Annotated in this window: 7 protein-coding genes; all 7 read left to right on the top strand. The window is 29.8% G+C overall.

Translation table 11 applies throughout. The features are described 5' to 3' along the window. Positions 1–33: 33 nt before the first annotated feature. The gene (locus EAH69_RS01145) at positions 34–6048 is read left to right on the top strand and encodes an alpha-2-macroglobulin family protein (RefSeq protein WP_121933366.1); all 6015 of its coding nucleotides are present in this window, start codon (positions 34–36) and stop codon (positions 6046–6048) included. 162 nt (positions 6049–6210) lie between these two features. After that, complete coding sequence (locus EAH69_RS01140) at positions 6211–7263, top strand: DUF6263 family protein (protein ID WP_121933365.1); 1053 nt, start codon at positions 6211–6213, stop codon at positions 7261–7263. A gap of 5 nt (positions 7264–7268) precedes the next feature. Then, positions 7269–7535: a hypothetical protein gene (locus EAH69_RS01135; RefSeq protein ID WP_121933364.1), complete on the top strand. Its 267-nt coding sequence runs from the start codon at positions 7269–7271 to the stop codon at positions 7533–7535. Continuing rightward, the gene (locus EAH69_RS01130) at positions 7525–10176 is read left to right on the top strand and encodes a YfhO family protein (RefSeq protein ID WP_121933363.1); all 2652 of its coding nucleotides are present in this window, start codon (positions 7525–7527) and stop codon (positions 10174–10176) included. The genes EAH69_RS01135 and EAH69_RS01130 overlap by 11 nt, the downstream gene beginning before the upstream one ends. Before the next feature lie 6 nt (positions 10177–10182). Next, positions 10183–11475 carry a glycosyltransferase gene (locus EAH69_RS01125; RefSeq protein WP_121933362.1) on the top strand — a complete coding sequence of 431 codons (1293 nt, stop codon included), beginning with the start codon at positions 10183–10185 and terminating at the stop codon, positions 11473–11475. 80 nt (positions 11476–11555) lie between these two features. Next, positions 11556–12476 carry a T9SS type A sorting domain-containing protein gene (locus tag EAH69_RS01120; RefSeq protein ID WP_121933361.1) on the top strand — a complete coding sequence of 307 codons (921 nt, stop codon included), beginning with the start codon at positions 11556–11558 and terminating at the stop codon, positions 12474–12476. A 230-nt stretch (positions 12477–12706) separates the two neighbouring features. Then, the gene (locus tag EAH69_RS01115) at positions 12707–14971 is read left to right on the top strand and encodes an NADP-dependent malic enzyme (protein WP_121933360.1); all 2265 of its coding nucleotides are present in this window, start codon (positions 12707–12709) and stop codon (positions 14969–14971) included. The last annotated feature ends 57 nt before the right edge of the window (positions 14972–15028 follow it).

Genomic DNA, 15028 nt, shown 5'->3' with positions numbered 1-15028 from the left:
TAATTTCTTATTTTTAAGCAATTAAACATAAATATGAAATTCAAAGCTCTACTTTTTTTATTTCTTTCGATCTCTACTTTTGGACAAAATTTTAATTTTACCTCAACATGGGATTCGATTCGGGATAATCTATCCAAAAAGAATTATCAAAATGCAAATTTGTTTATCAACCAAGCGAAGACAAATGCACTAAATGAGAATAAAAAGTCTGAATATCTGTTTGCAGTTTTTCAAGAAATTCAATCGTTACGACATACACATACCAATCAATTTATTTTCGTAGAAAAAGCAGCTATAATATTAGAAAATGAAATCAAAACAGGTTCGAAACCGGAACAAGCAATTTTAAATCATTATTACGCCAATTTACTCTTTGATCGGATCCATATAAAACCGATAAAAGAAGACGATACATCAACTAATTTCTTAAACTGGTCTAAGGTAAAAAAATTAGATTTTGTCGATTCGTTATTGGTTCAATCTGTTAAAGATTATCACATTTTACAACAAGAACCTGCCAAAAATTGGAAACTTCTTTTTACATCAAATCAATTCGACAACGAGAAAAATAAGGACATTAAAACAAGTTATGCGAACTATAATTCGTTTTCGATAGCTCCTACTCTTTTTCATTTGATTGGAAATTTATATCTCAACGGAATTAATAATATCTATGGAAATTTTATAAATGATAAAGAATCTCGTAATCAAATATTAAAACAAAAAATCACTTTTATTCAAAATGAAATTGAACGATTAAATACAGAAAAAAAGTACAACGAAGCCAAAGCGTATCAGTATTATTTGAATCTTGGATATAATAGAAACGAACAAGATTTTGAACAATTAATTTCTGAATTAAAGAAAAATACTGCAGATTTTAATGCGCAAATACTATTCAATACGATCAACTCTCAAGATTACACGTATTATTACAACAGAAAATACATTCAGGATGCAATTCCTAAAATAGATCAAGCGATTGAATTATATCCCAATACAATTTGGACAAATAATCTTATCCAATTAAAGAAGAAAATTACTCGACCAAGTTTCTCAATCGAAATTCCAGATTCGTATTCAACGAAGGAATTTATTCCGATCAATATAACTTCTGCAAAAGTTCCTCAACTTTATCTTAAAATTTATAAAAATAATCATCCATTTGATAAAAAAGTTTTCGATTTTAAATACGATACAATTACAAAAAGTTACCAAACAAACGCCATTTTAGAGTACGAAGAAAACGTAAAATTAAAAGCATTTGATGATTATTTGAATCACGAAACGTTATACAAAATTAATCCTTTAGAAACGGGAGAATATTTTATCGTAGCAAGTAATAATCCTTCGTTTACGAATGATGATGAAACAAATATTGTGCAATACACTTCATTTAAAATCTCAGATTATTTTGTGAAATTATTCGAAATTGGTGAAGCTAAAAATGGAAATAATTATAAAACTCAAATCATTAATCGTAAAACTGGTTTTCCACTTGCCAACACAAAAATTGAGATTTATAACGATGGTGAAAAGAAAGATTATGACAAAGTAAAAACTGTTAAAACCAATAAAGCGGGTGAATTTTTCTACACATCTGACGACGATAGCGATCTAAAAGAAGATTTGGAATATTTATACTTATACATCCCAAGTACGAAAGAATTTATTGATTTATCAGATTATGATTTAGATGAATTTAATGAGAATGACAATGAATCTAAAATAGAAAAAAGTGCCACAATATTAACAAATCGTGCGATTTATAGACCAAGTCAAGAAGTATTTTTTAAAGCAATTGCTTTTGAAAAAGATAACAAAAAAGGAAAGGTGCTTCCGAATCTTGAACTGAAAGCTATTTTACACGATGCCAATCACCAAAAAATTGATAGTTTAACTTTAACTACAAATGAATTTGGTTCAATTAACGGAAAATTTAAACTTCCTGAAGAAACATTAAATGGTTATTTTAGAATTTCAATTTTAGATAACAAAATATATTTAACAGATCAATCCTTTCAAGTAGAAGAATATAAACGACCAACGTATAAAGTTGTCTTGGAACAACCTGCTGTAAACTATAATTATGGTGACGAAGCTATTTTCAAAGGCTTTGTTGAGTCTTTGTCTGGTGCACGATTGAATAATGTAAAAGTTAATTATAAAATCTCTAAATCTTTTGAAAGTGAAAATACAACTAACGAAACCGTTACAGATGAAAATGGAGAATTTATAATTAAACTAAAATTAGAAGGAAAAAGTTCTTTCGATTATATTACGATTTTCACAGATGCGATCAATACAACTGGTGAATCACAATCGACTTCGTTAACCTATTATTATGGTAAAAATCCGTATAAAATTAATATTTCTATACCATCTATTGCTCTAAATAAAGATTGGAAAGATGTAATCATCAACACAGAAAATTATAATAAAAAGTTTGCGCCTTTAAAAGGGAATGTTACAATTTATCAACTTCCAGAAGCAGATAATATCTATGGAAAACATGAGTATAATTTTGATAGTGATTATGCAATTTTATCAACCGAAGAAAAGAAAAAATATTTCGGTAAATATAATTTAGACGATAAAAATTTAGATAATAAAAAAAAATATTGGAAGAATTACAAAGTAATTCAAACTTCATCTTTTGATACCAACGAAAAGAAATTTATCACAATTAATCAGCCCGAAAAACTTAAAAAAGGTAAATATTTAATCGAGGCAATTTCAATTGTAAACAATGATACAATTAGCGATTTTAAAATCATAAAAATTGCAGAAGACGAATCGTTTCGTTTTTCTAATAAAGAATTTTTAACTGTAGGATTTTCTCAACCAACTTACAAAGTCGGAGAAACTTTCTCTGTTAATTTCGAAACTGATTTTAAAGATGAAGCCGTTATTTTATTGTATTTACAAGAAGAAAATAAATTCAAAACCACACTTGTAATTCCGTTCAAAAATGGAAAAGCTACTTATTCTACAAAAGTTACACAAGCGCTAATTGATGCTAATTTCCAGATTGATTATTTGATGATTCATCATAATCAATATCAATCAGGAAGCGTTAAAATTCCTATTCAGTTTTCAACACATCAATTAGACATAAAAACGGAAGTTTTTAGAGATAAAATTCAGCCAGGACAACAAGAAACTTGGAGTATTAAAGTAAAAAATACAAGTAATGAACAAGCAAATGCAGAAGTTTTAGCAACTATGTATGATGCTTCATTAGATCAATTTGCGAGTAATAATTTTTCAAGAAAAATCAATTGGTATTCATGGCCAAATTACCCTTTTAGGATAAATGAATTTATGTATGATTTTTATGATACAAGTAGTTTAACGAATCACCACAAAACCAAAGTATATAATCCATTAAATTTTGAGTATCCTCAACTTAAAACAAGAACTTTTCAGCCATTTTATCTGTTCAACACGAATTATGATATAATTAAAAAATCATTTTCAGTAGGAGCAAACACAACCTTTAATCAAAGGTCAGAATTTTCAGTTGACGAAATGTTAGCTGGTAAAGTTTCAGGGATTAGTTTAGAAGAAGTAGTAACTGTAGGATATATTTCTAATTCTGTTACCATTAGAGGAACAGCATCAATTACAGGTAAAAACCCATTAATAGTTGTAGATGGCGTAATACAAGAAGATACATTTGATATTTCTAAACTAAATATTGCATCAACAACTGTTTTAAAAGATCAATCTGCTACGGCATTATATGGAAGTCGAGGTGCAAATGGTGTAATTGTTATTACAACAGACCGAAAATCTACAAAAGATGATTCGATTGATTTATCAAAAGTAAAAACGAGAACAAATTTAAACGAAACAGCTTTCTTTTTCCCAACATTACGAACAGATCAAAATGGAAATGTTGCGATCGAATTTACGTCTCCGGAAGCATTAACTGAATGGAAATTGTTAGTTTTTGCTCATGATAAAGACTTGAATTCAGGTGATGGAACTTTTACAACTAAAACGCAAAAAGACTTGATGGTTTCGCCACATTTACCTCGTTTTTTACGTACAAATGATGAAGTAGTTTTATCAGCTCAAATTCAAAATATAAGTAGTCAAAATTTAAATGGTTTGGCTCGTATCGAGTTGATTAATCCACATACAAATGAAGTTATTAACAATTTATTTGATGTTGTGAATAACGAAAAATCGTTCGAGGTAAATGCTAAACAGGCTTCACTGGTTGAATGGCGAATTAAAATTCCTGCAAATTTGGATGATGTAATTGTGAAAATCGTTGCCGGAACATCTACTTTTTCGGATGGTGAACAACAAGCTTTGTCTATTCTTTCGAATAAAATTTTAGTTACAGAAGCCGAAACAATTGTGGTTTTACCAAACGAAGAAAAAGAAATTAAAATCAACATTGATCAAAAGAATTTTAAAAACTTAAAAATTGAAGTTGAATCAAATCCTTTGTTTTCAGTTTTATCAATTTTGAATCGTTTAGCAACCTATCCTTACGATTGTACGGAGCAAACGACAAGTAAATGGTATGCGTACAAAATGTTGGAACAAATTAAAACGCAATATCCTTCGATTACGATATATTTTGAAGAAATTCTGAAAGATAAAAATGTATCGACAGCTTTCGAAAACGAAATTAAAAAAACGAATACAAGTTGGGTTAATCAAGCGAAAACACAGAAAGAAAATTTAATTGAATTAGCGAAAACTTTAGACGGTAAAAACGTTTCGAAAGAACTAAAAGCATTAGAAAATAAAATTATTTCTAGCCAATTAAAAGACGGAAGTTTTCCTTGGTTTGAAGGAGGAAAAACGAATATCGAAATCACAAAACAGAATTTAACTTACATTGGTAGAGTAATTAAAAATCATCCTAATTTAGTCTCAAATAGATTAAAAGAAAGTTTTGAAAAAGGTTTAAATTATTTGATTGAATACAATTTAAATCTAAATAAATCAGACAAAAAAACGACGCCTATTTTAACAAATTATATTGATTTGATGTACATCTATCAATTTCATCCAATAACAAACACAAAATTGGACGAAGTCAAAAAAATGTATCAAAATCAATTCAATAAAATTGAAAATTATGTTGGTGAACGTGATTTAACAACTCGTGCAAAAGCTGCAATTATCACTCAATTTTTAGAGAATAAAACGCATGCAAAAAATATCATTACAAGTTTAGAAACTGAAATGATTTCTGAGCAAGAAAATGGCTCGTATTGGAATGATGCTACACATTATTTCTTAGAAACACCGCTTTCTACACAGGCTATTTTGGTAGAAGCTTTTAAAGCAAATAATAAAGAAACTACATCTTTAATCCAATGGATGATGTTGAAACACAAACAAAATGCTTGGCAAAATACATTGAGTAATAATTATACAGTTTCGAGTATTTTATCTACTTTAAAATCGAAAGAAATTTCTGAACAAAAAGTTTCAATTCAAGGATTAGAGAAAATGGAAACGACAAAAGTTTTTGGTCAAGAAATTTTTGAAACGAAGGATAGAAATCAAGTTTCGGATTCATTTACAATTAAAAATAATCAAACCTTTAATACTTACGGAAGCATTGAAAAAACATACGAAATTCCGTTTGAAGAAATTAAAGCTCATCAAAACAAATTACGTGTTGAACGTGAAATCTTAATCAATGAAAATAACGATTGGATTCCATTAAACCGAGAAATCAAATTAGGTGAAAAGTTAAAAATTAGATTAACATTAATTGCTAACGAAGAGATAAGTTATGTTCATTTAAAAGACAATCGTTCCGCTGGATTCGAACCTGTTTATAAACCATCCGGTTATAGTTGGAACAGAATTTTACCTTATTACTTTGAAACGAAAGATACAGAAACTAATTTCTTTATTGATCGTTTACCTAAAGGAAATCATACGTTTGAATACGAAGTAAAAGCAAATCATTTAGGTGATTTTTCTGCCGGAATTTCGCAAGTAGAAAGTATGTATAATTCAAGCTATAAAGCACATACAAAAAGTAATCAAATCAAAATTATCAACTAAATAGTAGCGACTCATTTCTGAGTCGCTATTTTATTTTAAAACAATATTCAATTCATTATCAATACATTTAAAATATCATCTTGTAATACCATCTAAAATCGTTATTTTTGGATTGATTTTGGTATAAATACTAAAACTCAAAAACCGTATTTAGAAAAACATATGAAAAAAATATTCTTAGCAGTTGCGATATTCACAACTGTTGTAGCTTGTAAAAAAGAAAGCAAAGACGAAGCAGGACAAGAATTAGTAATTGATGAAAAAGGAGATACAATTGTAAAAGTAGAAGCTGCCGATACGATTGCAAAACCATTAGAAGTTTCAGAAAATACTGCTATCCAACAAAATGAAGACAATACTTTTGATTTCAGATATAATTTAGAAAAAGGAAAAACATACCCGATTACTTTAGCTGTAAAAGGAATCAATACTGCATCTGATGGTAATAAAACAATCAAAATGTCTAACGAAAGTAAAAAAACAATCGAGTATACTGTAAAAGATATTAAAGATGGTGTTTATACTTTGGATGTTGTTTCTAAACAATACAGCGAAAAAATGACTGATCCAGAAGGTAAAACAATGTCTTACGATACAAGTGGAGCGAAACCAGCTGATAAGGATATTGCATTTTCTTGGAGCATTTACAAAGGAATGATTGGGAAACCTTATACAATGAAGGTTGATCAAAAAGGTAAAGTTATTTCTGTAACTGGATTAGATAAAATCAGACAACAAATTGAAGCTTCTGTAAAAAGCCAATTATCTGCTGAAGAGCAAAAATTTATCAGTGAAATGTTGAAAAATTCTTTAAATGAAAAAGCAATCTCTGCTCAGTTCGAAGAAACAATGAACATTTATCCTGACAAAAAATTAAAATTAAATGAATCTTGGTCAGATTCTCAAAATATAAATGAAGGTGGACTGAAAGGAAATTCAAACTTAACTCGAACTTTAATGAATGTCGATTCTAATAATACTAAAATCACTGTAAAAGGTGGTCAAAAGTTAAGTGGATCAGATGCTCAACAAGGAATGAAAATGAGTGTAAATATGGATGCAGATGTAACGGGTTCAATCGTGTTAGATACAAAATCTGGTTGGATCAATAATGTAAGTTTAACTAAAAAAGAAACGTCGAAACGTACTATGGAAATGAATGGTAAAAAACAAACCATGACTGAAACTGCTACGACTACGACAACCGTAAATTAAAAAACATGAAAACTATTATTTGGATCTTAATTTTAGGTATTATTTTTCTATTTGTTTTTCGCTTTGTTCGTAAAATTTTAATGATTAAAAAAGCATTCAAAGATGCTATCAACCAAAGTCAACAATTTGGTGGACAATATCAACAAAATAATACTTACGACACTGGAAACACAAATCAAAGGAATTCTAATACTCCTATTGAACAATCTAAATATAACATTGAGGCAGAAACTGTTGATTTCGAAATAATCGAAGAAAAGAATGAAAAATAATAAGAATTTACTCTACATCTTAGGCTCTTTAATTTTCTTTGCTCTTGTAGCATTGTTTTATTGTGCGCCTGTACTTTCAGGAAAAGCAATTATTCAACCCGACATCATCAACTATCGTGGTAGTGCCGAAGAGATGCTAACTTATCAAGAACAAACAAATGATCGTGTATATTGGTCGAATGCGATGTTTGGGGGTATGCCAACTTACCAAACAGGAGCTCAATACGATTTTGATTTAATCAAAGGTATTGACAAGGTTATTCGATTTTTACCAAGACCTGCAGATTACATTTTCTTATTATTCTCTGGATTCTTTATCCTTGGATTAACATTGTTCAAAAAATGGAAATACGCCCTAACAGGATCAATTTTCTTTGCTGTTGGTGCTTATTTCTTTATTATTATCGCTGCTGGGCACAATGCCAAAGTACATACTATTGCTTACTTTGCGCCATTAGTAGCTGGTATTTTATTGTTATATAGAAAAAAATACATCAGTGGTTTTGTTTTAACTACCCTTTTTATGGGATTACAGTTACAGGCCAATCACATCCAGATGACATTTTATTTATTCTTAGCAATGATGATTTTTGCAATCGTACAATTCATTTATGACTTCAAAGCGAAAGAATTACCTTCTTTCTTTAAAGCATCTGGATTAGTTGTTGTTGCTACAATTATCGCTTTAGGATTAAATGCTTCACGTTTATTAGCAACTTACGAATATTCGAAAGAAACTACTCGTGGAAAATCTGAAATGTCTTTATTAAAATCAAATACAGATGGATTAGATCATAGTTATATTACACAATGGAGTTATGGTAAATTAGAGACTTTAAACTTATTTATTCCAAACTTAATGGGAGGATCATCAATGAGTACTGAAGACGATTTACAAAACTACTTTAGTCAATTGCAAACTACAGCTTCAGCTGTTGGAGAAGATGAATTTAATCAACAAGTTTTTCAAGCATTAGCGCAACAACCTCGTTCAACTTATTGGGGAGAACAACCGGGAACTTCTGGTCCTGCATACCAAGGTGCTATCGTAGTTTTCTTGTTTATTTTAGGATTATTTTTAGTTCGTGGTCAATACGCAAAATACAAATGGTGGTTATTAGGAGCTACTATTTTAAGTATTGTTTTAGCTTGGGGTAAAAACTTACAATGGTTAACAGATTTATTTGTAGACTATTTCCCTATGTACGACAAGTTCCGTGCGGTATCTTCTATTTTAGTAATTGCAGAATTTACGATGCCATTATTAGCAATCATCACTTTATATTATTTTATAAAAGATGAAGATTCTGAAGCTTTCAAAACAAAAACATTAACTTATGTTGGTGGAGCTACAGTTGCAATTTTAGCAATTCTATATGTTGGTGCAGGAGCAATTTTCTCATTCCAATCTGCATCAGATTCTTATACAACAACTGAGTTTTTAAAATTAATTGGACAAGCAAATCCTAACGCAATTGGTTTTTGGGAATCAATGTTAAGAGATTTAGACAATGCATTAATTCAGGATCGTATCGACATGTTTAAAGGTGATACAATCCGTACATTAATATTTGTTTTAACTACAATTGGATTATTATACGCTTACCAAAAGAAAATAATCAAAAGTTCAACTATTGTTGTTTTAGCTATCGGAGCCTTAGCTTTAATTGATGGTATTACGGTTAACAAACGTTATTTTAATGACGATAATTTTGTTTCAGATTATATTGTAGAAAATCCATTCCCTACAGAATTATCAGTTAAATTAGAATCTGAAGCAAATTCAAATAACAACGTTGCACAAATTGCTTACAAAGTTCCAATGAATTTTGCTTTATCTGAATTAGCGAAACAAGATAAATCTCAATATAGAGTTTACAATACAACTCAAAGTACATTTAACGAAGCCGGAACTTCTTTCTTCGTTAATTCAATCGGTGGTTATCATGCTGCGAAATTAGGAAAGTATCAAGATGTTATTGATTTATATTTCTCTGGAAATCCAGCTGCAAAGCAATACGGAATCAAGGACGAAAGCGGTATGATCAATGTATTAAACATGTTAAATACAAAATACATCGTTCATGGATCAATTCAAGAACCTAAAATTGAAATGAACCCGACAGCTTTTGGTAATGCTTGGTTTGTTGGTAATATTAAAGCAGTTAATAATGCAAACGAAGAAATTTTAGCTTTAAATGATACATTTTTAGAGGAACAAGTAATTTTAAGAAACGATGTAGCAAGTACTTTACCTAAAACGATTGCTCAAGATTCGACAGCTGTGATTAAATTAGAATCGTATACTCCTACTAAAATGGTGTATAAAGCTTCTACAAATACAGATCAAATTGCTGTTTTCTCTGAAATTTATTATCCTCATGGATGGAAAGCGACAGTTAATGGACAAGATGTTGAAATCTTAAAAGCTAATTACATTTTACGTGCGCTACCAATTACCAAAGGAAATCACGAAATCGTATTTACGTACGAACCTCAAGTAATTGAAACTGGAAAAACAGTTATGATTGCGTCAAACGTTATCTTAATCGCTGTTGTTCTTGGTGGATTATTCTTAGGATATAAGAATTGTAAAAAGGAAAAAGATAATTTCAAAAACGAAGACAACAAAGTTGCTTAATTTGAAATGAAAAAAATATTAATTATCACCTATTACTGGCCTCCTGCGGGAGGCCCTGGTGTTCAAAGATGGTTGAAGTTTACTAAATATCTTCCTGAATTTGGATACGAACCTCATGTTTATATTCCAGAAAATCCATCTTATCCAATTATTGATGAAACATTAGCTAAGGATATTAATCCAAAGGTTAAGATTGTCAAAAATAAAATCTGGGAACCTTATCAGCTTGCTGAAAAATTAAATCCAAAAAATAAAGCTTACAAAAGTGGACATTTTGAGAAGAAAGAATCACAATCTTTTATGTCGAAACTTTCTGTTTTTATTCGTGGAAACTTCTTTATTCCAGATGCACGTAAATTTTGGATCAATCCTTCTATTGAATTTATTCAAGATTATATTCAAAAAGAAAATATAGATACTATTGTTACTTCAGGGCCGCCACATAGTTTGCATTTAATTGGATTAGGTTTGAAGAAATTAAATCCAAAACTTAGATGGATTGCAGATTTCCGTGATCCTTGGACACAAATTAGTTATCACAAAGAATTAAAATTGACTACTTGGGCAGCTAAAAAACATAAAGATTTAGAGCATGAAGTAATGTCTAAAGCAAATTTAGTTTTAGCTACAAGTTATACGGACGGTGATAATTTCAAAAAAATTGGAGCAAAACGAGTTGAAGTTATTACGAATGGATTCGAAGAAGTAAAACAAGAAACCGAAAAAGATAAAGAGTACTTTCATATTACTTATTCTGGAGGTTTAGAAATGCTTCGTAATCCACTTTCGTTATGGAAAGCGATAAATGATTTATCAAAAAGTAATTCATCGTTTAAAAACGATTTAAAACTTAATTTCTATGGTTCTTTGGCTGATGATGTAAAACAAACAATTGTTGATGAAGGTTTAAATTCGAATTTAGTTGTTCATGGTTATGTTTCTCATCAAGAATCATTAGACGCAATTAATAAAGCAAATGTATTGTTATTAACAAATTTTGATAACGTTGCTTCGAAAGGTATTATTCCAGGTAAGTTATTTGAATATATGGCAACAGGAAATCCAATATTAGCCGTTGGTCCAAACGAAGCCGATGTTGAAAAGATTTTACTTAAAACAAAGGCTGGCGAATATTTTAATCATCAAGAAGTAGAGAAAATTAAATCAACAATTCTTAATATTTATAATCAATGGTTGGTTAATCCTAAATCAAAATTCATGACGAATGAAAAGGAAGTTCAGCAATTTAACCGTAAGAATTTAACCAAAAAATTGGCAGAAATAATTCATACAATATAAACTTTTAAAGTCCTTCATTTATGGAGGACTTTTTTATTTATAAAATGTATTCGTAGTTTTATCAAACTAATACATTAAATATGAATAAAAATTTTTACTACTCATTAGGCCTTTTAATGGCACAAACATTCGTTTTTGGACAAGAAAATATCTCATTTGAACAAGCTGAAGGATATACCTTAGGAAGTCTAAATACACAAAACGGTTGGGAAATTACGGATAATAGAGGCGAATTTTTAACTAATCAAGTCGTAACAGACGAACAAGCAAGTGACGGTCTATATTCTTTTAAGAATGGACACCAAGATGAATACGACCCACAATGGTTTCCTATTTTTGGAGCAAGTAAAACATTTGGTACACCATTTCAATACGATGACTTTACAATTTCATTTGATGTGTTTGTAACCCAAAGAAACGGTGCTGATTTCGAATTTAATTTATACGGAATTGATGCCTACGATAACTTTGTTCCAGTTGTAGGTATCGGAATGGAAAATCGTGGTTATGTATATGTAACAACTAGCGTTGATTACGATTTTGCGTATGCAGATGCTGCTGCTAATTACGCTTTAAACACATGGCATAATATAAAAGTTGAAGTAAATTCAGAAGAAATTAAATACTTTTTTAATGATCAATTAATATATACAACAAACAATTTTTCGCAAACTGAAATTAAAGGTTTAACAATGTTGCATAATAATTATGGTGGTAGCGCCTATTATGATAATTTCAAAATTAATGAAGAAGAATTAACAACATTAGATATTAAAAATAAAAATATTAAGTTATATCCTAATCCCGTTAAAGACATTTTACAAATTAGTATAACTGAAAATATTGCTCAAATCGAGATTAAGAATATTCTTGGACAGACTTTAATTAAGGCTGAAGATGTTAAAAACATCAACACAAGTAACTTAACAAAAGGCACTTACTTTGCTACTTTAATTTTTAAAGACGGAACTAAAATCAATAGAAAATTCATAAAGAATTAATTCTAAAAGGACTCAAAATTGAGTCCTTTTTTCTTTTAAAGAAAACATCTACTACATAATTTTTTAAATAAGACTACAACTAAAATTATTAACTAGATAATTTTAATAGTCTTAAATATTCAACTTAATAAAATATTATATAAAAAATTATCAACTTATAATATTTGTCATAATTTGTTACTATAAATAATTCCTATTTTTAATATGGAAAAAATATAAACTACAAATTAATGAATGACAACAAGAAAAGAGATGCATTGAATTACCATTCGATGGGTCAGCCAGGTAAAATTGCCGTTGTGCCAACAAAACCAACTAATACACAAAGAGATTTATCTTTAGCTTATTCTCCTGGTGTTGCAGAACCTTGTTTAGAAATCGAAAAAGATCCAGAAAACGCATATAAATACACTGCCAAAGGAAATTTAGTTGCTGTAATTAGTAATGGTACAGCTGTTCTTGGATTAGGTGATATCGGGGCTTTAGCATCTAAACCAGTTATGGAAGGAAAAGGTTTACTTTTCAAAATTTTTGCTGATATTGATGTTTTCGATATTGAATTAGATACAAAGAATATTGATGAATTTATTAATACTGTTAAAGCATTAGAACCAACTTTTGGTGGAATTAATTTAGAAGATATTAAAGCTCCTGAATGTTTTGAAATCGAAAGAAGATTAAAGGAAGAAATGAATATTCCTGTAATGCACGATGACCAACATGGTACTGCTATTATCTCTGGTGCAGCTTTAATTAACGCTTGTGAATTACAAGGTAAAGATATTTCGGAGGTTAAAATTGTTGTGAACGGAGCCGGAGCTGCTGCAATTTCATGTACAGGAATGTATATCTCAGTTGGAGCTACAAAGGAAAACATCGTAATGTTAGATAGTAAAGGTGTTATCAGAGCTGATCGTGAAAATTTAGATCCATCTAAGGCTGAATGGGCTACTACACGTGATATTTACACTTTAGAAGACGCTGTAAAAGATGCTGATGTTTTCATTGGACTTTCTGCTGCTGATGTTTTATCTACTGAGATGTTAAACACAATGGCAAATAATCCAATTGTTTTAGCAATGGCAAATCCAAATCCAGAAATTGCTTACGAAACTGCTATTGCAACACGACAAGATATCATCATGGGGACTGGACGTTCTGATTATCCTAACCAGGTAAACAATGTATTAGGTTTCCCTTACATTTTTAGAGGTGCTTTAGATGTTAGATCAACAACAATTAATGAGGAAATGAAGATTGCTGCTGTTCGTGCTATTGCGGAATTAGCTAAACTACCAGTTCCAGAAGTTGTAACACAAGCGTACAATAATCATTCTTTAAAATTTGGGAAAAATTACATTATACCAAAACCAAATGATCCAAGATTATTACCAGAAGTTTCGGCCGCTGTTGCTAAAGCTGCTATAGAAACAGGCGTTGCTAAAAATATAATTACAGATTTTGATGAATATAAAAATTCATTAATTAAACGTATTAATAAAGAAAGTACAATCATGCGTAATCTTACTCAGAAAGCTAAAACTAGTCCTAAACGAGTATTATTTGCTGAAGGTGATCGTTTCGAAATCTTAAGAGCTGCACAAATTGTAAAGGAAGAAAAAATTGCAATTCCAATCATTTTAGGTAATAAAACTAAGATTGAAAAAATGATCAAAGAGTATATGCTAGATTTAGATGATGTTGAAATCATAGATCCATATACAGAAGAAAATACAGAACGTTACAATGAATTTGCTGAGTTTATCTATAACAAACGACAAAGAAAAGGTGTTTCGTTAAATGATGCAAAGAAAATGCTTAGAGACAGAAATTACTTTGGATCATGTATGGTTGAATTTGGATATGCTGATACAATGATTTCAGGTATGACAAAAAACTATTCTCAAGCAATTAGACCTGCTTTAGAATTGATTGGTGCCAGAGAAGATGTTAAAGTAGCAAGTATGTATATGATGCTTACTGAAAAAGGGCCTATATTCTTAGGAGACACTACTGTAAACTTAAATCCAACTTCAGAAGAGTTAGTAGATATTACTTTACAAATTAATGATACAATAAAGAAGTTTAATATAACGCCTAGAATAGCTTTATTAGGATATTCTAACTTTGGATCAAATAAAGGAATTACTCCATCAAAAGTTCAAAAAGCAGTTGATTATTTACATCAAAATCATACAGATATTATTGTTGATGGTGAACTTCAGGCAAATTTTGCAGTAAATAGGCAAAAATTAGAAAGTAATTATCCTTTTAGTAAATTAGCCGGAACACATGCGAATACGCTAATTTTTCCAAACTTAGAATCGGCTAATATTTCTTACAAATTATTACAAGAACTTGGAAATATAGAAGCTGTTGGTCCAATTCTAATCGGGATGAAAAAGCCTATTCATTTATTACAATTAGATAGTAGTATTAGAGAGATTGTTAACATGGTTACAATTGCTGTAATCGATGCACAACAGACAAACTAATCAAAATACCATAAAATAAAAAAAGGACTCCAAATGGAGTCCTTTTTTATTATCTAT

The organism is Faecalibacter macacae, from assembly GCF_003687725.1.
GTDB classification, from domain to species: Bacteria; Bacteroidota; Bacteroidia; order Flavobacteriales; family Weeksellaceae; genus Empedobacter; species Empedobacter macacae.
The sequence above is the reverse complement of the archived record's forward strand: the minus strand, read 5'-3'. Positions and strand labels throughout refer to the sequence as shown.

Excerpts from the sequence above, each read along its gene's own strand:
- EAH69_RS01145 (WP_121933366.1), top strand. The coding sequence starts at position 34 with ATGAAATTCAAAGCTCTACTTTTTTTATTTCTTTCGATCTCTACTTTT.
- EAH69_RS01140 (WP_121933365.1), top strand. The coding sequence starts at position 6,211 with ATGAAAAAAATATTCTTAGCAGTTGCGATATTCACAACTGTTGTAGCT.
- EAH69_RS01135 (WP_121933364.1), top strand. The coding sequence starts at position 7,269 with ATGAAAACTATTATTTGGATCTTAATTTTAGGTATTATTTTTCTATTT.
- EAH69_RS01130 (WP_121933363.1), top strand. The coding sequence starts at position 7,525 with ATGAAAAATAATAAGAATTTACTCTACATCTTAGGCTCTTTAATTTTC.
- EAH69_RS01125 (WP_121933362.1), top strand. The coding sequence starts at position 10,183 with ATGAAAAAAATATTAATTATCACCTATTACTGGCCTCCTGCGGGAGGC.
- EAH69_RS01120 (WP_121933361.1), top strand. The coding sequence starts at position 11,556 with ATGAATAAAAATTTTTACTACTCATTAGGCCTTTTAATGGCACAAACA.
- EAH69_RS01115 (WP_121933360.1), top strand. The coding sequence starts at position 12,707 with ATGAATGACAACAAGAAAAGAGATGCATTGAATTACCATTCGATGGGT.